Origin of the sequence: Actinoplanes sp. NPDC024001, from assembly GCF_040638955.1 — a bacterium.
Classification (GTDB): Bacteria; Actinomycetota; Actinomycetes; order Mycobacteriales; family Micromonosporaceae; genus Actinoplanes.
The window spans coordinates 17057-36611 of record NZ_JBEZZB010000107.1 but is presented as its reverse complement, the minus strand read 5'-3'; the positions used below and the strand labels follow the sequence as shown (position 1 = coordinate 36611).

17 protein-coding genes and 1 pseudogene are annotated in these 19555 nt (G+C 72.6%); 11 read left to right on the top strand and 7 right to left on the bottom strand.

Annotated features, from left to right (window positions below):
* Positions 1–378 precede the first annotated feature (378 nt).
* The gene (locus tag AB0F81_RS33340) at positions 379–1203 is read right to left on the bottom strand and encodes a hypothetical protein (protein ID WP_360203679.1); all 825 of its coding nucleotides are present in this window, start codon (positions 1201–1203) and stop codon (positions 379–381) included.
* Between the two features lie 25 nt (positions 1204–1228).
* Positions 1229–3439: an EAL domain-containing protein gene (locus AB0F81_RS33335; RefSeq protein ID WP_360203677.1), complete on the bottom strand. Its 2211-nt coding sequence runs from the start codon at positions 3437–3439 to the stop codon at positions 1229–1231.
* Positions 3440–3895: 456 nt separating this feature from the next.
* On the opposite strand from AB0F81_RS33335, the gene AB0F81_RS33330 reads away from it, so the two are divergent.
* Entirely contained in the window at positions 3896–6328 is a 2433-nt protein-coding gene (locus AB0F81_RS33330) for a BTAD domain-containing putative transcriptional regulator (RefSeq protein WP_360203675.1), read from the top strand.
* A 53-nt stretch (positions 6329–6381) separates the two neighbouring features.
* Positions 6382–7623, top strand: coding sequence for a tetratricopeptide repeat protein (locus AB0F81_RS33325; protein WP_360203674.1), 1242 nt, complete (start codon positions 6382–6384; stop codon positions 7621–7623).
* A gap of 124 nt (positions 7624–7747) precedes the next feature.
* On the opposite strand, the gene AB0F81_RS33320 is transcribed toward AB0F81_RS33325, so the two are convergent.
* Positions 7748–8779 (bottom strand): LacI family DNA-binding transcriptional regulator, encoded by a 1032-nt coding sequence (locus tag AB0F81_RS33320; protein ID WP_360203672.1) that lies wholly within the window; start codon positions 8777–8779, stop codon positions 7748–7750.
* Between the two features lie 239 nt (positions 8780–9018).
* Between AB0F81_RS33320 and AB0F81_RS33315 the strand changes: the two genes are divergently transcribed.
* The 5 genes from AB0F81_RS33315 to AB0F81_RS33295 all read left to right on the top strand — a co-directional run bounded on the left by AB0F81_RS33315 (position 9019) and on the right by AB0F81_RS33295 (position 14245).
* Positions 9019–10326, top strand: a complete 1308-nt coding sequence (locus AB0F81_RS33315) for a sugar ABC transporter substrate-binding protein (RefSeq protein WP_360203671.1) — start codon at positions 9019–9021, stop codon at positions 10324–10326.
* A 65-nt stretch (positions 10327–10391) separates the two neighbouring features.
* Positions 10392–11300: a sugar ABC transporter permease gene (locus AB0F81_RS33310; RefSeq protein ID WP_360203669.1), complete on the top strand. Its 909-nt coding sequence runs from the start codon at positions 10392–10394 to the stop codon at positions 11298–11300.
* A complete protein-coding gene (locus AB0F81_RS33305) occupies positions 11301–12107 on the top strand; it encodes a carbohydrate ABC transporter permease (protein ID WP_360203667.1) in 807 nt (268 codons plus the stop codon). It abuts the gene before it with no gap.
* A gap of 5 nt (positions 12108–12112) precedes the next feature.
* Positions 12113–13993 (top strand): beta-L-arabinofuranosidase domain-containing protein, encoded by a 1881-nt coding sequence (locus AB0F81_RS33300; protein ID WP_360203666.1) that lies wholly within the window; start codon positions 12113–12115, stop codon positions 13991–13993.
* Between the two features lie 78 nt (positions 13994–14071).
* Positions 14072–14245 (top strand): CsbD family protein, encoded by a 174-nt coding sequence (locus tag AB0F81_RS33295; protein WP_360203665.1) that lies wholly within the window; start codon positions 14072–14074, stop codon positions 14243–14245.
* Positions 14246–14294: 49 nt separating this feature from the next.
* Here AB0F81_RS33295 and AB0F81_RS33290 read toward each other — a convergent pair whose 3' ends face one another.
* From AB0F81_RS33290 to AB0F81_RS33280, 3 genes and pseudogenes are all read right to left on the bottom strand, one after another.
* Positions 14295–14543, bottom strand: coding sequence for a hypothetical protein (locus AB0F81_RS33290; RefSeq protein WP_360203663.1), 249 nt, complete (start codon positions 14541–14543; stop codon positions 14295–14297).
* Positions 14544–14628: 85 nt separating this feature from the next.
* Positions 14629–15069: pseudogene (locus AB0F81_RS33285) on the bottom strand (RNA ligase family protein); the annotation flags it as partial.
* Positions 15070–15134: 65 nt separating this feature from the next.
* Positions 15135–15959, bottom strand: a complete 825-nt coding sequence (locus AB0F81_RS33280; protein ID WP_360203661.1) for a PIG-L family deacetylase — start codon at positions 15957–15959, stop codon at positions 15135–15137.
* Between the two features lie 209 nt (positions 15960–16168).
* On the opposite strand from AB0F81_RS33280, the gene AB0F81_RS33275 reads away from it, so the two are divergent.
* Positions 16169–16597 carry a DUF1232 domain-containing protein gene (locus tag AB0F81_RS33275; RefSeq protein WP_360203660.1) on the top strand — a complete coding sequence of 143 codons (429 nt, stop codon included), beginning with the start codon at positions 16169–16171 and terminating at the stop codon, positions 16595–16597.
* Between the two features lie 462 nt (positions 16598–17059).
* On the opposite strand, the gene AB0F81_RS33270 is transcribed toward AB0F81_RS33275, so the two are convergent.
* Entirely contained in the window at positions 17060–17800 is a 741-nt protein-coding gene (locus AB0F81_RS33270; RefSeq protein ID WP_360203659.1) for an SDR family oxidoreductase, read from the bottom strand.
* Between the two features lie 298 nt (positions 17801–18098).
* Here AB0F81_RS33270 and AB0F81_RS33265 point away from each other — a divergent pair, with 298 nt between their 5' ends.
* From AB0F81_RS33265 to AB0F81_RS33255, 3 genes are read left to right on the top strand one after another with little or no spacing between them, the layout of a single operon-like run.
* The gene (locus AB0F81_RS33265; RefSeq protein ID WP_360203657.1) at positions 18099–18578 is read left to right on the top strand and encodes an MFS transporter; all 480 of its coding nucleotides are present in this window, start codon (positions 18099–18101) and stop codon (positions 18576–18578) included.
* Positions 18575–19294: a phosphotransferase gene (locus AB0F81_RS33260; protein WP_360203655.1), complete on the top strand. Its 720-nt coding sequence runs from the start codon at positions 18575–18577 to the stop codon at positions 19292–19294. The genes AB0F81_RS33265 and AB0F81_RS33260 overlap by 4 nt, the downstream gene beginning before the upstream one ends.
* A 12-nt stretch (positions 19295–19306) precedes the next feature.
* A complete protein-coding gene (locus AB0F81_RS33255) occupies positions 19307–19546 on the top strand; it encodes a DUF2283 domain-containing protein (RefSeq protein ID WP_360203654.1) in 240 nt (79 codons plus the stop codon).
* Positions 19547–19555: the final 9 nt, after the last annotated feature.

The window sequence follows — 19555 nt, the reverse complement described above, 5'->3', positions numbered from 1 at the left end:
GCCTCGTCCCAACCCTGCACCTGCTCAACCGTGACCACGTCCGGGAAACGATCCAGAACTACTCGAAGTAGTGATCCGCCGTAGCAGTACTAAGCCCGATCCCGGTGCACCACACCGCCGCACCCGCCACCCCAGAGGCGCCACAAGGCCGTCCCGGGCTCCCCCGGCGGCCACCCCCGCCCGGCCGTAGCCGATCAAGGTCACCCGCTGCTCATTCCCGCCACAAGCTACGGCCCCAGCCAGCCGAGGCCGCCCGGCTGGCGCGCGGACACCTCGCCGCTGGCGTATTTGGTGCATGACAGCCGGCTGGGGCTGGGGTCACGCGCGATGAGGCACTGCTGGGGGCGGGCCGGCCGGGCTGGGGCAGGGCCTCGGCGGTCAGCCGTGCCGGTGGTGCTTCTTCACGAACGTGTAGCCCGGCGCCAGCGTGTCCTCGTCGATCTGGGCGTTCTCGACCGCCCGCCGATGGGCGGCCAGCTGCTTCTCCGACGGCTGGGCGCCCGGTGGCAGCTTGCGGATGAAACCGTTCACCCAGTGCTCGCGGCGGTCAGCGCCGTCCCCGGTCGGGGCCGGCTCGACCAGCGGCGCGTAGAACAGCATGTCGGCCGGCTCCTCGCCGTCGACCGCCGGATAGGACGGCTGCCCCTCGGGATCCACGCTGCCGGGGACGCGCGTCACGTACCCCTCGCGGATCAGCTGGTCCACCGCATTGCGGAACAGGAACGTGCCGCGCGCGCCCCGGCCTAGGCCGCAGCGGGCGGCGACGCCCGCCTCGGTGAAGACGGCGGAGCCGTCGTCGAAGACGCGGCCGAGCCGGCGCACCACGCCGAGCACCTGGCCGTGGTTCGACTTGCCGGGGTCGAATTCGCGGGTGACCACTGCCGGGTCGTACTCGTGGAAGTAGTCGACGCCGTCGACGCGCATCGGGTCCTCGGCCGGGGTGGTGCGCAGGCCGAGTTCGTCCTTCGCCGGCCGCCACGCCATGGTGACCAGCACGCCGGGGTGCAGGTCCGCCGGCCAGCTCACACTCAGCTGCCAGCCGACCTCCTGCCGCAGGGCCGCCTCGAAGACCTCCCGGGCGCCGCTGTGCTCGAGCACCACAGTGACGGTCTCCCGGCCGGCGAGGGCGGCGGCGATCTCCTCGGGCACGGGGCAGACGGCGTCGTCCAGGTCGGCTCGCCGCAGCGCGATCCGGCGCGTCACCGTCCTCACCTCGCACCTCCGTCGTTCAGGCGTGCAGCGAAGATACCTCGGCGTGCGAGCGCAGCAGTGAGGCGATCGCCTCCGGCTCGGCGGGGCGGCCGAACAGGTAGCCCTGGCCGTATTCGCAGCCGAGCCGGTGCAGCATCTCCTGCTGGTCATCGGTTTCGATGCCCTCGGCGACGGTTTTCAAGCTCAGCGCGCGGCTCAGCGTCACGACCGCGTCGACGAGCGCCTTGTCACCGGCGTCGGTGGCGACCTCGGTGATGAACGCGCGGTCGATCTTGATGACGTCGACCGGGAGCCGCTTCAGGTAGTTCAGTGACGAGTAGCCCGTACCGAAGTCGTCGATGGCCAGGTGGACGCCGAGCCGGCGCAGGGCGTGAAGGGTCTCCGCGGCGGCGTCGATGTCCTGCAGCAGCATCGACTCGGTGAGTTCCAGGGTGAGCAGGCCGGCTTCGACGCCGGAGCGTTCGATCGCGTCCCGGACGTCGTCGACCAGGCCGGCGTTCTGGAACTGCCGGGCGGACAGGTTGACGTTCATGGTGAGCCCGGCGGCGACCCCGTCGGCCTGCCAGCGGGCCAGCTGGTGGCACGCCTCCTGCAGCACCCACCGGCCGAGCGGCACGATCAGGCCGGTCTCCTCGGCGTTGTCGATGAAGTGGTTCGGGGCGAGCAGGCCGCGTTCCGGGTGCTGCCAGCGGACCAGCGCCTCGACACCGATGACCCGCTGGTGCGGCAGGTCGACGACCGGCTGGTAGTGCACGACGAACTGCTCCTCGGCGAGCGCCGTCTCGATCTCCATCCGCTGCCGGGCCTCGTTGATCAGCGAGGCGTACATGGCCTCGTCGAACACCGCGCAGGCGTTGCGGCCCTGCCGTTTCGCCGCGTACATGGCCAGGTCGGCGTTGCGCAGCAGCTCCTCGGCGGTGATGCCGCCACCGGAGCCGGCCACCCCGATGCTGGCGGTGCAGCGGATGTCGCGCCCGCCCAGTTCGATCGGGCGGCGCAGTTCGTGCAGCAGCCGTTCGGCGGTGGCCGCCGCGTCCCGGTCGTCGAGGCTCTCGATGAGCACCGCGAACTCGTCGCCGCCGAGGCGGGCCAGGGTGTCGCCGGGGCGCACCCCGGTACGCAGCCGCCCGGCCACCGTGGTGAGCAGGTCGTCGCCGGCGCTGTGGCCGAGGTTGTCGTTGACGTCCTTGAAGTCGTCCAGGTCGATCAGCAGCAGGGTGACGTCGGCGTCGCGGCGCGCGGTGGCGTGTTCCAGCCGGTCGCGGAAGAGCGCCCGGTTGGACAGCCCGGTCAGCGGGTCGGTGAACGCCTGCCGGCTGAGCTGCTCCTCGAGCGCCTTGCGGGTGCCCACGTCGCGGATGCTGATCACGACGGCGTGCAGGTCGGGGTCGTCCAGGCAGTTGGTGCCGATCGCGTCGAGCACCGCCCACGATCCGTCGGCCCGGCGCAGCCGCGCCTCGGTCTCGTCGGTGGAGCCCGGCGCCGACGCGCGCAGCGCGGCCATCCAGGTACGCAGCCGCGGCATGTCCTCCGGGTGCACCAGCCCACCGAGCAGTTCCCCGGTGACCGTGGCCGGCGGGTGGCCCAGCACGTGCTGCGTCGACGGGCTGGCGTAGCTGACCTGCCCGTCCCGGCTGATCGCGATGATCGCCTCGGGCGAGTTCTGCAGCAGCGCCCCGGTGCGCCGTTCGGCCGCGCGGCGCCGCTCGTCCATGTGTCGCCGGTTGTGCGCGATGACCGCGCTGACCGCCACCACGAAGACCATCACCAGGGCGAGCCCGGCCACCAGCACGGTGCTGAGGCCGGCGTGGGTGGGCAGCAGCGCGAAGTAGCCGCCGAGCGAGACCGCGCCGAGCCCGACGACCATCGACGGCGGGAAGAGCGCGCCGGCGGTCACCACCATCAGCATCACGCAGGGCAGGTAGAGGACGGCGCCGTAGAGGTCGACGTGGGCGAAGAAGCAGAGCACCGGGATCTGCACCAGCCACCAGCCGAACAGCCCGGTCCGGACCCGGGCGCTGCGCACCAGCCGCCGCCACGGCAGCAGCCAGATCACCGACTGGGCCAGGCCGGCGGCGCCGATCGGCCAGGCCCACCACTGCTGGCCGTCGGCCCAGTTGATCGACACGTGGACGGCGGCGAGCAGCATGAGCGCGACCGCGATCAGCACACCCATCCGGATCTGGCGCACCCAGAACTCGGCCTCGTGGTCGTCGATCCCGGGCATGCGCACGACCTCACGTTCGGCACCCGGGCCGCTTTGTTGAGCCCGGTCCGCCGCCGGGCCGCCTCCGCCAGCGCCCGATGCCGGTCGAGTGGCTGCCCCGGCGGCCTGGCACACCCGCGGACCCAGACGCCGTGGTGGTCCCGCTGCACATAGCGGAAGCACTCGCCGGCCCGCACCGTCGGCGCGGAGCCGGCTTCCAGAGAGCCGGCCGGCACCGTCGGCCCGGAGCCGGCTTCCAGGAAGCCGGCCGTGACGAAACCGGCCAGCAGAAAGCCGGCCGTCAGAAACAGGGCCGTCAAGGCCCGTGCGGTCGCGTTCACCGTCTCACTCCCCCGTGCTGCGGTGCGGCCGTTCCACCGCCGACGGTGCCGCAGACCACTCGGGAAAACCTCGGGGCCCTCACCGCGGGAGCGCATCGAGCGGCGTTTATGGTGGCGGCTGGAGGGGAGGCCACGCGTGGAGTTCCGACTGCTCGGACCGGTCGAGGCGCGCACCGCGGACGGACCGGTCGACATCGGGCAGCCGCGGCAGCGGGCCGTGCTCGCCGCGCTCCTGGTGGACGCCGGGCGCCCGGTGCCGATGGACGTGCTGATCGACCGGGTGTGGGGCGAACGCCCGCCGGCGAAGGCCCGGCACGCCGTGCAGGCGTACGTCTCCGCGCTGCGCCGCGCCCTCAGCGACGGCCCGGTGGAGCTGACCCGCGCCGGCGGCGGCTACCGGATCGACGTGCCGGCCGACCTGGTCGACCTGCGCCGCTTCGAACGGCTGGCGTCCCGCGACGAGCCGGAGCCGCTGGAGCAGGCGCTCGGCCTGTGGCGGGGCAGCCCGGTGGCGGACCTGCCCGGCCCGTGGGCGCAGCGGCTGCGCCGGCAGTGGCACGGCCGCCGGATCGAGGTGGCCCTGGCCTGGGCCCGCGCCGCGTCGGCGGCCGGGGCAGCCGGGCTGACCCTGCACCCGCTGAGCGCCCTCTGCGAGGAGTACCCGCTGGTGGAGCCGCTGGCCGCGGCGCTGATCCGGGCGCTGCACGAGTGCGGCCGGGCCAGTGAGGCGCTGGACCGGTACGCGATGATGCGCCGCCTGCTCGCCGAGGAGCTGGGCGCCGACCCGGGCCGGGAGCTGCGCGGCGCCTATCAGACGGTGCTGGCCGCCACGGCCGGCGCCGACGAGGAGCCGGCGGCCGCGGAGCTCGAGTTCCGGCTGCTCGGCCCGGTCGAGGTGCGCTCCGGCGGCGAGGTGCTGCCGCTCGGCGGGACGAAGATCCGCACGCTGCTGGCCGCGCTGCTGCTGCCCGCCGGGCGGGTGGTCGCCACGGACCGGCTGATCGACGTGATCTGGGACGACGACCCGCCGCCGACGGCACGGGCGCTCGTGCAGACGTACGTCTCGGCGCTGCGCCGGGTGCTGCCCGCCGAGATGATCGAGACCAGGCCGCCGGGCTACCTGGCCCGGATCGACCCGGACAGCCTGGACCGGAACCGGTTCGACGCGCTGGTCGCGCGCGGCCGCGCGGCGGCCCGCGAGGGACGCCACGCGGAGGCGTCGGAGCTGCTGCGCGCCGCGGCCGCGCTCTGGCGCGGCCCGGCCCTGAGCGGGGTACGCAGTGCCGCGCTCACCGCCGAGGCCGCCCGGCTGGACCAGCAGCGGCTCACCGTCACCGAGGAGCGGATCAGCGCCGACCTGGCGCTGGGCCACGCCGACGAGCTGTGTGCCGAGCTGTCGGTGCTGGTCGGGCAGCATCCGACCCGGGAGCCGCTGCGGGCGCAGCTGATGACCGCGCTGCACCGGGCCGGCCGGGCGGCGGACGCGCTGGCGGTCTACCGGCAGGGACGCGAGATCCTGGTCGAGGAGCTGGGCATCGAGCCCGGCCCGGAGCTGAGCCGGCTGCACGAGGCGATCCTGCGCGGCACACCCGGGCCACCGGCGCCGGTCACCGCCCGGCCGGTGCCCGCGCAGCTGCCGCCGGACGCGGCCGACTTCACCGGCCGCGACGAGCAGGCCGCCCAGCTGATCCGGCTGCTCGAACACTCCTCGGTGGGGGTGATCGCGGGACCGGGCGGCATCGGCAAGTCGGCCCTGGCGGTGCACGTCGCCCATCGGGTCGCGGCCGCCTATCCGGACGGGGTGCTGCACGTGGACCTGCGCGGCATGTCCGCGTCACCGGCCTCGCCGGCCGAGGTCCTCGGGCGGTTCCTGCGCGCTTTCGACGTCGACCCGAGCGCCATCGAGAGCAGCCTGGACGAGCGGATGAACCAGTACCGCAGCCTGCTCGCCGACCGCCGGGTGCTGGTCGTGCTCGACGACGCCGCCAACGAGCAGCAGGTCCGCCCGCTGCTGCCGGGCAGCCCGCGGTGCGGGGTGCTGATCACCTCCCGCAACCGGCTGCCCGGGCTGGCCGGGGCCCGGCTGCTGGAGCTGGACATGCTCAGCGAGCAGGAGGCGACCACCCTGCTGGCCCGGGTCGTCGGCGACGACCGGGTGGCGGCGGCGCCGGACGCGGCGGCCGCGATCGTCACCTCGTGCGGGCGGCTGCCGTTGGCCGTCCGGATCGCCGGCGCGCGGCTGGCCACCCGCCGGCACTGGTCGGCCGAGCTGCTGGCCCGCCGTCTCGGCGACGAGCGCCGCCGCCTGGACGAGCTGTGGGCCGGCGACCAGCAGGTCCGCGCCACCATCGAGATGAGCCTGCGCGGGCTGGATCCGCGGGCGCGGACCGTGCTGCGCCGGCTCGGGCAGCTCGGCCCGGCCGACTTCCCCTGCTGGGTGGTGGCCGCGCTGCTGGACACCGGCTGGACGACGCCGAGGCGGTCGTCGAGCAGCTGGTCGACGCGCACCTGGTCGACTACACGTACGTCGACCGGGTCGGCCAGATCCGCTACCGGCTGCACGACCTGATCCGCATCTACGCCCGGGAGCAGGCCGAGCTGCACGAGCCGTACGCCGAGCAGGTGGCCGTCACCACCCGGGTCACCGACGGCTGGCTGGCCCGGCTGGAGCGGCTGCGCGGGCACATCGCCGACCGGGTCACCTCCGGCTGCATCCCGCTGTGGCTGCCCGCCCGCGACGTCCCGGCCGGCGAGCCGCACGCGGTGGAGACGCCCGCAAACCCGCGCGGCTGGCTGGACGTGGAGCAGACGTCCCTGGTCCTGGCCGTCGAGCGGGCGGCCGCCCTGGATCTGGACGACACCGCGGTGCGGCTCGCGTCGTTGGTGTGCGCGTCGTCGTACCCGTTGAACAACGTGACCGAGCTGTGGCAGCGGGCGCACGACGCGGCGCTGGGCGCCGCCCGCCGCGCCGGCAACCGCCTCGGTGAGGCGGTGCTGGTCGCCGCGCTCGGCCAGTTCCGTTACGAGCAGGATCGCTATCCGCAGGCCCGCCGGCACCTGTCCGAGGCGCTGGGGCTCTTCCGCGAGCTGGGGCACCAGCGGGGTGAGGCGGCCACCCTGACCGCGCTCGGGCTGGCCTGCCGCGAGCAGGGCTACCTGCCGGAGGCCCGGCACTTCCTGGAGCGGGCGATGACCGCGTGCGCCGTGCTCGACGACGACAGCGCGATCGGCCACTGCGCGCGCATCGCCGGCTCGGTCTACCTGGAGCAGGGCGCGATCGACGAGGCGAACGCGTCCCTGGAGCGGGCGCTGGAGGCCTATCAGCGGGCCGGAAGCTGCCGCGGCACCGCGCTGACGCTGCGCACCATCGGCCTGGTGCACCGGGCCGCCGGGCGCCTGGACGCGGCCGAGCAGGTGCTCAGCGAGGCGACCACCATCTTCCGCCAGCTCGGCGACGTGAAGCTGGAGGGCTTCAGCCTGCGCGCGCTGGCCAAGACGCACCTGCGGATGGGCCAGCTCGACCGGGCCCTGGCGGTGCTGGAGCCGCTGCTGGTCAGCGACCGGCACGGGCGCGACCGGTGGGCCGAGGCGATGACCCTGCGCACCCTCGGCGAGCTGCACCTGAGCGCGGGGCGGCTGGACCGGGCGGACACCTGCCTGCACGGCGCGCTGGAGATCTTCCGGTCGCTGGAGATGCCGCTGTTCGCCGCCCGCACCCAGCGCGACATCGCCGAGCTTCTCGAGGCGCGCGGCCGGCACGCGGCCGCGGAGGCGGCGCGGCGCGAGGCCTTGCGGACCTTCCGAGCGTACGGGGCCCGCGAGGTCACCGAGCTGCCCTGCAGGGCGGCTACAGAAACTCTATAGAGCCGTGTTCGAGGCTCGGTCCCGTCTCTCGTGCCGGCGCGGTGCAGCACACACCCGCCAGAGCATCCTAGGAGGGTGGGAATGCCGTCGTTCGTCAACGCGGGCAAGCCGCCGACGCGCTCGCTCAGCTGAGCGGGGCCGTCGACTCGCGGGTGATCAGGCGGACCGGGAGCGTCTCCGTACCCGAGGCGGGTTTGCCCTCCATGGCCGCGGAGAGGCGCTGGGCCGCCGTGCGGCCCAGCTGTTCCAGGTTGAGGTCGATCGTGGTCAGTGGCGGCCGGGCGTTGGCGGCCAGGATGTTCCAGTTGTCGAAACCGATCACGGCGACCTGCGAGGGCACCGCGATCCGCTCCTCGTGCAGCACGTCCAGCACGCCGCGGGCGATCTCGTCCGAGCCGGCGAAGACGGCGTCCACATCGGGGCAGCGCTCCAGCAGCATGCGGGCGGCGCCGCGGCCCCACGCCTCGGACCACATGCCGAACCACACCTCGCCGCCGGCCAACTCCAGGCCCTCCTCGGCGAGCCGGTCCAGGGCGCCTTTCGCACGGTCGTGGGCGGCGCCGTAACCGGGGTCGCCGGTGATGTGCGCGATCCGGCGCCGGCCGCAGCGGATCAGGTGGTCGACGGCGAGCCGGCCGCCGCCGACGTTGTCGGTCACCAGCGACAGGTCGGCCGGATCGTCGGAGGGCGCGTACGCGTAGACGACCGGGACCGGCAGGTCGCGCCCGAGTGAGGCGCGGGTGTCGGGCCGGGCGCCGACCACGATCAGCCCGTCGACCCGGCGGGTCAGCAGCGCCCGCAGGTGGTGTTTCTCCCGGATCGTGTCGCCGCGCGCGTCGCAGAGGAAGACCGAGGTCTGGTCGGAGCCGAACGCGTCCTCGGCGCCCATCAGGATCGGGATCGAGAAGCGGCCCTCCAGGTCGGAGGTGAGCAGCCCGACCGTGCCGCTGCGCTGGGTGATCAGGCTCTGGGCGAAGGTGTTCGGCGAGAAAGCGAGCTGCTCGGCGGCGCGCACCACGCGGGCCCGGGTCTCGGCGCGGACCTGCGGCTGGCCGTTGAGGGCCTTGGACGCGGTGGCGACCGAGACGCCGGCCAGCCGGGCCACGTCGCGCAGGGTGACGGTGCGGTTCGCCGCCGCGCCGAACGATTCCTCCAAGCCCCGCCTCCGATCTCGACGATTGTCGGCCGTTGTGCCGTCGGCTGTCGAACCTCTTGACAAGAAAATCTCCACCCGATTACGTTTCTGAAAACGTTTTCGGCGATCGGCCAGGACACTCGCACCGGTCGCGCTCCACCGCGTCTTAGCTGCTAATCCGTCTGGCGCGGCATCGATCAGCCTAGTACACCCCGTGCCAACTCCGAAACATACCCCCGAAACGTTGCAGGAGGAGCATAGTGAGGACCGGGACATCTCGTGGCATCCGCAGAGCGGTGGCCGCGCTGGCAGCACTGGGGCTCGTGGCCGCGATGGCGGCGTGCGGGTCCGACGACGCGGAGGGCTCCAGTTCGGCGGAGATCACCGCCGAGGGCACCGACGACGGCTCCGAACTGACCCTGTGGACCCGGGCGCCGCTCGAACTGCAGGCCAAGGCGCTGGTCGAGGCGTACAACAAGTCGCACAAGAACCAGGTCAAGCTGACCATCGTGCCGAACGACGACTACGTGGCGAAGGTCGGCGCGGCGGCCGGCAGCGGGGACCTGCCCGACCTGTTCGCCGCGGACATCGTCTACGTGCCGAACTGGACGAAGGCCGGGCTGTTCACCGACCTCACCGACCAGATCGGCAAGCTGCCGTACGCCGACAAGATCAACCAGGGGCACGTCACGGCCGGCACCTACGAGGACAAGAAATACGTGCTGCCGTTCGTCCTCGACCTCTCGGTGATCTTCTACAACAAGGCGCTCTACTCCGAGGCCGGCCTCGACCCGGAGAAGGGCCCCGCCACCCTGGACGAGTTCAAGCAGCACGCCCTCGCCATCCAGAAACTCGGCAAGAAGGACACCTACGGCACCTACTTCGGCGGCAACTGCGGTGGCTGCAACGTCTTCACCTGGTTCCCGATGATCTGGGCCAGCGGCGAGGAGGTCATGGACGCCGAGGGCACCAAGGCGATGCTCGACGGCCCGGCCGCGCAGAAGGTCTACTCCACCTGGCGCGAGCTGCAGACCGCCGGGGCGATCGCGCCCGGCTCCAAGGACGAGACCGGCGCCACCTGGGTCGCCGCGTTCCAGGAGGGCAAGGTCGGCGTGATGCCGTACCCGGCCACCCTGCTGCCGACCGCGGCCAAGACCGTCGACGTCGGCGTCGTGCCGATCCCCGGCGTGAGCGGCGGCTCCTCGACGTTCCTCGGCGGTGACGGCATCGGCGTCTCCAAGGACTCGAAGAAGAGCCCGCAGGCCTGGAACTTCCTGTCCTGGCTCACCTCCGAGGCCGCGCAGGTCGACGTGCTCGCCGCCGGCAACAGCACGGTGGCCCGCACCGACCTCGCCGACAACGAGTACTCGGCGAAGGACCCGCGGGTGGTCACGGTCAACAAGGTCGCGGCGTCGCCGCAGAGCAAGACGCCGTTCGCGATCAACTTCCAGCAGGCGTACAACGCGCCGGGCAGCCCGTGGGTGACCCTGTTCCGCAACCAGGTCTTCGGGGATCCCGGATCGCTCGCCAAGGACAACGCCGCGGTCAGCGGCGTGCTCGGTCAGTAACGCGGACACGCGCCGGGGCTCCGATGAGCCCCGGCGCGCCCGACGCCCGGAGGTCACCCGCACTCATGCAATCCGCTCCGACACTCGCCGCGGCGCCACCCGCCGTCCGCAGCCGCCGCCCGGTACGACGCTCCCCCGCGCTCAGCGGCTGGGTCTACGCGGCCCCCACGGCGATATTCGTACTGATCTTCTTCGTGGTGCCGATCCTGCTGGTCGGCCAGATGTCGGTCTCCGACTGGGGCCTGTTCGCCGGCAACCGCGGGATCAACGCCCCGGAGAACTTCACCTCCGCCCTCGACGACCGGCTGTTCTGGCCCGCGGTCTGGTTCACGGTCAAGTACACCGTGGTCACCACCGTCATCCTGCTCGCCCTCGCCCTGGGGCTGGCCCTGCTGGTGCAGGAGTCCACCCGGTGGACCGGCCTGCTGCGCACCTCGTTCCTGGTGCCGAGCGCGCTCGGCCTGGCCTCGGCGTCGCTGCTGTTCTACGCCCTCTACTCACCGCAGAGCAGCCCGCTCGGCTTCCTCGGCGTCGACTCGTTCCTCGGCACCCCGGGCACCGCGCTGTGGTCCACGGTCGCGCTGATCGTCTGGCGCTTCGCCGGCTTCTACATGCTGCTGATCCTGGTCGGCCTGCAGGGCATCTCCGGCGACGTCTACGAGGCGGCCCGGCTCGACGGCGCCGGCCGCTGGCAGACCTTCCGGTACGTGACGCTGCCGCTGCTGCGCTCGTCGCTCGCGCTCTGCACGATCCTCTGCGTCACCGGCTCGATGCTCGCCTTCGACCAGTTCTACATCCTCACCAAGGGCGGCCCGGACAACAGCACGGTCACCATCGTCCAGCTGGTCTACAACATGGCCTTCGGCGGCCAGAACGACCTCGGCCGCGCCGCCGCCCTGTCCATCCTGGTGCTCGCCGCGCTGCTGGTCGTCAACGTCCTGCAGTTCCGCGGCCTGCGCGACAAGGAGTCCTGAATGCGCCGGATGCCCTACTACGTCTTCACCGGCGCACTCGCCGTGCTCTTCCTGCTGCCGATGCTCTGGGCCGCGGTCGCCTCGGTCAGCCCGCAGGCCGGCACCGCCCAGACCGACGGCTGGGGCCTGGGCAACTACCAGACCCTGGCGAGCTACCAGGCCGGCATCGGCCAGTACCTGCTCAACTCGACCGTCGTCTCGCTGCTGACCGTGGCCTTCACCCTGATCGCGGCGGTGCTCGGCGGCTACGCGTTCGCGATGTTCACGTTCCCCGGCAAGAACGTGCTGTTCCTGCTCACCCTGGCCATCCTGATGGTCCCGTACGCCACCCTGCTCATCCCGCTCTACGTGCTGCTCAACCAGCTGGGCCTGCAGAACTCGCTGGTCGGGCTGGCCCTGGTGCTGGCCATGTTCCAGCTGCCGTTCGCCACGTTCATGATGCGCATCTCGTTCGAGGCGATCCCGGCCGAGCTGCGCGAGGCCGCCCTGATCGACGGGTGCGGCTCGTTCCGGGCGCTGCTGCACGTGCTGCTGCCGGCCGTCAAAGCCGGCACGATCACGGTGGGCCTGTTCGCGTTCCTCGCCGCCTGGAACGACTTCATCACGCCGCTCGTGCTGATCAGCGACTCCGACAAGGCTCCGCTTCCGCTCGCCGTCGCCAACATGCGCCAGCAGGTCATGGGCATCGTCGACTACGGCGCGACGGAGGCCGGTGTGGTCGTGCTGGCCCTGCCGTGCGTGCTGCTCTTCCTCGCCCTCCAGCGGCACTACGTCCGCGGGTTCATGTCCGGCGCTCTCAAAGGGTGATCCAAGTGACGATCAACGAAGCACCTGCCACCGTCTCCGGCGTCCCCGCGCTGCCCAGCCACGGCCGGCTGCGCCCGCTGGGCCTGCACGAGGTCACCCTGCGCCCCGGCTTCTGGCAGCGCAGGCAGGACGTCAACCGGTCCGCCACCCTCGCCCACATCGAACACTGGCTGGACCGTGCCGGCTGGCTCGGCAACTTCTCGTCGGCGCCGCACGAGCGCCGCGGCCGCGAGTTCTCCGACAGCGAGATCTACAAGCTGCTCGAGGCGATGGCCTGGGAGCTCGGCCGCACCGGCGACCCCGGCCTGGAGCAGCGGTACCGGGCCATCGTGCGCCGGGTCGCCGCCGCCCAGGAACCCGACGGCTACCTCAACACCAACTTCGGCCGGCACGGGCAGCAGCCCCGCTACAGCGACCTGGAATGGGGGCACGAGCTCTACTGCTACGGCCACCTCATCCAGGCGGCGGTGGCCCGGGCCCGCACCTTCGGCACGGACGAGCTGGTCGAGGTGGCGATCCGCGCGGCCGACCACGTCTGCGACGTCTTCGGGCCGGACGGCATCGCGTCGATCTGCGGGCACCCGGAGATCGAGCCGGCCCTGGTCGAGCTCTACCGGGTCACCGGCGAAGCCCGCTACCTGGAGCAGGCCAAGCTGTTCATCGACCGGCGCGGCCACGGCCGCCTTCCGGAGATCGAGTTCGATCGGTCCTACTTCCAGGACGATGTTCCCATTCGTACGGCGGACGTGCTGCGCGGTCACGCGGTCCGGGCCACCTATCTGTCCGCGGGCGCGGTGGACGTGGCGATCGAGACCGGTGACGGTGAACTGCTCAACGCCGTCACCCGGCAGTGGCGCAACACGGTGGCCCGGCGGACGTACCTGACCGGCGGCATGGGCTCGCGCCACCAGGACGAGGCGTTCGGCGACGACTTCGTGCTGCCGCCGGACCGCGCCTACTCGGAGACCTGCGCCGGCGTCGGGTCGATCATGCTGTCCTGGCGGCTGCTGCTGGCACACGGCGACCCGCGCTACGCCGACCTGATCGAGCGCACCCTGTTCAACGTCATCGCCACCGCGCCGTCCGGCGACGGCACCCGCTTCTTCTACACCAACACGCTGCACCGGCGGGTCCTCGGCAGCGAGCCCGCCGCGGACGAGCTCGCGCCGCGCTCCGACTCGACGATGCGGGCGCCGTGGTTCGGGGTGTCCTGCTGCCCCACCAACCTGGCGCGCACCTTCGCCAGCCTCGCCGCGTACCTCGCCACCAGCGACGACGACGGCGTGCAACTGCATCAGTACGCGGCCGCGTCGCTGCGGATCGGCCTGCCGCAGGGCACCGTCGCGCTGGAGATCGACACCGAGTACCCGGCGGACGGGCGGATCGCGATCCGGATCGTCGAGGCGCCGGACACCCCGTGGACGCTGACCCTGCGGGTGCCGCACTGGGCCACCGGGGCCACCCTGGACGGGCTCGCCGTACCGCCCGGACAGGCCCGCCTGCGGCGCCGCTTCGCCGCCGGGGACACCGTGGTGCTCGACCTGGCGATCCGGCCCCGGGTGACCGCCGCCGACCCGCGCGTGGACGCGGTGCGGGGCTGCGTCGCGGTCGAGCGGGGGCCGGTCGTCTACTGCGCCGAGTCCGTCGACCTGCCGCCGACCGTGGCGCTGGACACGCTACGGGTCGACCCGGCGGTGCCACTCACCGACGGTGACGGCGGGGTGGTCGTCTCGTGCCGGATCGTCACCCCGACCGATCAGGAGTGGCCGTACGCGGCGCCCGCCCCGGAATCGAGCATGAAGTCGCTGCGGGTGACGCTGCGTCCCTACCACGACTGGGCCGAACGTGGCCCCTCCACCATGCGGGTCTGGCTGCCCCGTTCGTAGAAAAGCGGCAGCCGGGCGCATCGACCGGGCCCGTGCGGGTATTCCGTCAGATGTACATATCTGAGCTGGAGGTGCTCGATGTCGTTCGAGGACAAGGCCAACAACAAGGCTGAAGAGGTCGGCGGCAAGGTCAAGGAAGGCGTCGGGCGGGCCACCGACGACGAGCAGCTGGAGGCCGAGGGCAAGGCCGACCAGACCAGCTCGAACCTGAAGCAGGCCGGCGAGAAGATCAAGGACGCCTTCAAGTCCTGAGCAAGCCGAACCGGGCCGGGAACGCGTCGCGTTCCCGGCCCGCGGCGTGTCAGCGGCGCTTCAACGTCCGGGCGTAGTCCTGGAACCGGGCCTTCGCGATGACCGAACGGTCCTCGGTGCGCAGCACCACGCCCTCCGCCCGGCCGTGGCCGGTGTCGTCCAGCGCGACCAGGGTGTTCGGCAGCCGGTCGGCGAGGAACCGGCTCATCTGCGCCACCCCGGCCGGCAGCTCGGCGGCGTCCACGGTGAACAGCCGCGGCGTCAGCTCCAGGCCCGTCTTGGCGGCGACCGCCTGCAACTCGTGCTCCGGCAGGAAGATGCTGGCCCTGGGACTCCCGCCAGCTGGAGATCCGCTGGGCGGGCCAGCTCAGCCGGTCGTCCAGGTCGCCGATGACGGCCACGTCGAACAGGCGGTGGCCGAGGGCGCCCGCACCGGAGTACTGCTTGGCCTGGCCGCCGATCCTGCCGCCGTAAAGCTCCAGGTAGAACACCTGGATGGCGTCGTCGACGGTGGCCGCCAGCGACTCGGCGACCGGCCGCAGGTTCTCGACGATGCCGAGAGCCGGGTTGCCGATCAGGTCCCCCCGCGCGTAGAGCAGCTCCTCCCGCGAACCGAGCAGGTAGGTGCCGTCCGGCAGCAGGATGATCCGCGAGTTCGTACCGTCGACCTTCTCCGTGCCGATCACCGCCGACCCGAAGGCGGTGACCCGCTCGGTGAGACCGCCGTTGCGCGGATCGAGCTCGTGGTACGTCGCGATCGACGGGTACTTCGTCAGCGAGTTCAGCGCGGCGAGGTTCACGGCACGGACGTCGAAGCCGGACATCACGGTTCCTTCCCGGGAGAGTCGGCGCTGATCTTCGCAGCCGCCCGCACCCGGTTTCACGCCATTTAACGCAGGCCGGCGAACACGTCGTCCTCCGGGATCGCCGCGCCGGTGGTGTCGCGCACCCGCACGTAACACTCGCGGCCCATCACCCGGGCGAACATCTCCCGGCCCAGGCTCAGGAAGAACGCCCCGTCCCCCTGGCTGGCGTGCGCCGCGAGGGCGTCGAACTTCTGGTCGAGGACACCGGCCACGTCGATCCAGGTCGTGATCTCCTCGTCCGGCCAGCCCATCTCCGGCAGCTCACCGGACTCCGGCGCCTCCAGGCCGATGCCCAGCTCCCGCATCCGCTCACTGACCTCGGCCATCAGCGACCGCGGGATCGCACTCCAGTAGACCTTCGCCGGCACGCCCGACAGCTCCACCGCCGCCATCGTCACCCGGTGGGTCTGGATGTGGTCCGGGTGACCGTAGCCACCGTTCTCGTCGTAGGTCACCACCACGTCCGGCCGGTATCGGCGGATCAGCTCGGCGAGCCGTTCCGCCGCCTCGCCGACCGGCGTGGCCCAGAACGCGCCCGGCGCCTCGTTGGACTCCCAGCCCGGCATGCCCGAGTCCCGGTAGCCGAGCATCTCCAGGTGCGTGACCTTCAGCGCCGCGCAGCTGGCCTCCAGCTCCCGCCGCCGGGTCGCCACCACCGCCTCCGGATCGTGCCCCGGCTCCCCCGGCTTCGCCCCACCCGCACCGTCCCCGCACCGCCCGTCGGTGCAGGTCACCACCACGGTCGTGACCCCCTCGGCGGCGTAGCGCGCCAGGATGCCACCGGTGCTGGAGGCCTCGTCGTCGGGGTGGGCATGCACAGCCATCAGAGTCAGCGGGCGATCGCTCATGAGATCAACCCTAGAGCCTGGCGCACCGGCCACCCGCCGTCCCCCGTCCGCGCGGAACCCGAAGGCGCCGAGCCCAGCGATCTCACCGTTACGCTGAGACCGTCCGCGGTCGCGCCGACGAAAAGCCGCCGCCAGGTGCGCACACGCGTTGACGGCCTTCGCGTGCCGCGGAGCCCGGACCGGCTCACTCTCCGCGGAAGGCAACCGACATGCCCTGGTGGGCCCAGACGCTGATCGGCGTCACCGCCGCACTGCTCCTCGTGTGGCTGGCGCTGATCGCCGCCCTGCTGATCGCCAAGCCGGAGAAGGGTCTGCTGCGGGAAGCACTGCGGCTGCTGCCAGACGTGCTGCGTCTGCTGCGCCGGCTCGCCGGCGACCGCGACCTGCCGCGCGGGGTTCGCGTCCGGCTCACGCTGCTGCTGGTCTACCTGGCGATCCCGATCGACCTGATCCCCGACTTCATCCCCGTCCTGGGCTACGCCGACGACGCGATCATCGTCACCGCGGTCCTGCGCTCGGTCGTGCGCCGCGCCGGGCTGGACGCCGTGCGCGCCCACTGGCCCGGCACCGACGACGGCTTCGCCGCCGTATGCCGCTTGGCCGGCCTCACCACACCTGCGCCGCCCAGCGCGACGTGAGTTCGGCCCGGCCCGCGCGACCCTCGCCGGCGCGTGCCGCCGCGACCGCGACCACGGCCCGGCCGACACCCACCGCTCGCTCAGCAGACCAAAGCCCACACCGACCGCCAGCCACCCAGCCCGGCTGACCCCCAGCGCCCGCCCAACGGGCAAAACCCCACACCGACCGCCAGCCGGCCGGCTCGGCTGACGGCCAGAGCCCGCCCAGCCGGCAAAAGCCCACACTGACCGCCAGCCGGCCGGCTCGGCTGACGGCCAGCGCTCGGTCAGCAGGCACAAGCGGACACTGGGCGTCAGCCGGGCGGGCTGGCTGACGGCCAGCGCTCGGTCAGCAGGCACAAGCGGACACTGGGCGTCAGCCGGGCGGGCTGGCTGACGGCCAGTGCTTGTTCAGCGGGCGAAAGGCGACGCTGGGCGTCAGCCGGGGAGGAGCGGCGGGCAGACCCCCACCGCGGAGACGGACTAGATGGTGAAGCCGCCGTCGGTGTTGACGGTGGCGCCGGTGATGTAGCGGGCCTCCGGGCTGGCCAGGAAGGCGACCGTGGCCGCGACGTCGGTCGGCTCGGCGTAGTGGCCCAGCGCCGTCAGGGCGCTGATCGTCGCGGCGTTGGGGCCGTCGGCCGGGTTGGAGGCGGTGTCGGTCGGGCCCGGGTTCACCAGGTTGACGGTGATCGCCCGCGGCCCGAGTTCGCGGCCGAGCGCCTTCGTCAGGCCGATCAGGGCGGTCTTGCTCATCGCGTAGAGCGAGAAGCCCGGGAAGACGGCCCGTTCGGCCATGTTGCTGCCGATGTTGATGATCCGGCCGCCGGCCGGCATGTGGCGGACCGCGGCCTGCGAGGCCACGAACGGGGCCCGCACGTTCACCGCCACGGTCTGGTCGAATTCGGGCAGTCCCAGGTCTTCCAGCGGTCCGACGAGGAACGCGCCGGCGTTGTTCACCAGGATGTCGAGGCGCCGGCCGGCTGCGGCCTGCTCGACGGCGGCGACCACGGCGGCCGGGTCGGCGCTGTCCGACCGGATCGCCGTCGCGGTGCCGCCGTCCGCCTCGATCTGTTTGACCAGGGCCACGGCGGCTGTCTCATCGTGCTGATAGGTGAACGTCACCGCCGCCCCGGCCCGGGCCAGGCGCGACGCCACCGCCGCCCCGATTCCGCGGCTGCCGCCGGTGACCAGTGCGACCTTGCCCTCAAGTGTCTTGTCCATGCCGGAAAGCCTGGTCGAAACCGGCCGTGAGGTCTGGCGGTGATCGGACGCCGCGTTCGCCACGGCCGGCGGTGGTCCGCCGCCACGGGGCGCGCCGGGGCGGGCCGCGTGGTTGGGGTCGGGGCCATTAGGGCGTACCGGGAAGGGTTGACCTGGCGCCTTCGAGGCGGGCCTGCGCCAGCAGGGTTTCCAGGCGCCAGCGGCGACGGCGGGTGACGGCGCGGGCCGCGAAGACGGTTGACGGCGCGGGCCGCGAAGGCGAAGCCGAGCATGGCAGCGGCCAGGAGCAGCTGCGGCCATGGGATCACCCACGTCGCCGAGGCGAGGGTCTGCGGGGCAGCCCGCGTCGCGGGCCGGTGTGCTGCTGCTGGCCTTCGGCGTCGCCGGGATCTGCGGCAACTTCATCGCCGGCGCGCTGGTCGGCGCGCGGCTGCGGCACACCGTGCTCGGCATCGCGGTGCTGCTCACCGCGGCCATGGCCGCCCTCGCGGTCGCCGAGGTGGGCACGCTGACAGCCGCGGCCCTGCTGATCATCTGGGGATTGGGGTACGGCGCCGTGCCGGTCGCGCTGCAGACGTGGATGCTGTCGGCGACACCCGATCGTACGGAGGCGGCCAGCTCACTGCTGGTGTGCGCCTTCAACCTCTCGATCGCCGTCGGCGCCCTGCTCGGCGGCCTGGCGGTCAGCGCTCTGCCCACCGCCGGCGTACTGTGGATCGGCGCCGGTCTGGCCGCGCTCACCGTCTACACCCTCACGCCGCAGAAAGCCCGGGTATGACCGATCGGCAGCCGCTGGCTGGTGGTTTCGTCGCCGACGCCGTGCGCGTCGGCGGCACCGTTCACAAGAATCCCCCGCGCGACCCCGGTTTCGTGCACGCCCTGCTCACCCATTTCACCGCGCGCGGGTGGGGCGGGGCGCCACGCTTCCTCGGCACCGCTGACGGCCGGGACGTCCTCAGCTATCTCGACGGTGACGTGCCGTGGCAGCCGGCCGATTACGTGCGGACCGCACCCGCCCTGGCCGCGGTCGCCCGCCTGGTTCGCGAGTTCCACGACCTGACCGCCGGCACGGACCTGGCCGCCGATCAGGAGGTGGTCTGCCACAACGACCTGTCCCCGAAGAACACCGTCTACCGGGCCGGCCTGCCGGTCGCGTTGATCGACTGGGACATCGCGGCGCCGGGCCGGCGGGTGCACGACGTCGCGCACGTCTGCTGGCAGTACATCGGCCTCGGCCCGGCGATCCCCGATCCGGCGGAGGCGGCCGGCCTGATCGCCGTGGTCGCCGGCGCCTACGGCCCGTTCGCTGACCGCCCGGCGCTGGTGGCGACGATCCTGTGGTGGCAGCACCGCTGCCGCACCGGCATCCTGGCCGCCGCCGAAGCCGGCGACCCGGCGATGGTGCGCCTGCGCGACTCCGGCGCGGCGGACCGGGTCGGCGATGCCTACGAGTGGACGCTGCGGCACCGGCCCGCGCTGGAACGCGCTGTTTGACAGGCTGAGGTCATGTACCGGGAGACGCGCGTGCCGCTGCTGTGCACCTACGACGAGGAAGCGGACGCGGCCTACATCTACCTGTCGCATCCGCTGGCGCCGGGCTCGGTGCAGCGGACGGCCACCGTGGACGCCACCGACGTGACCGTCAACGTCGACTTCAACGCCGAGGGCCACGCCGTCGGCATCGAGATCCTGGGCGCGGGCACCCGGCTGCCCCCGTCCCTCCGTCAGGCCATCACCAGATCCTGATCGTCGCCG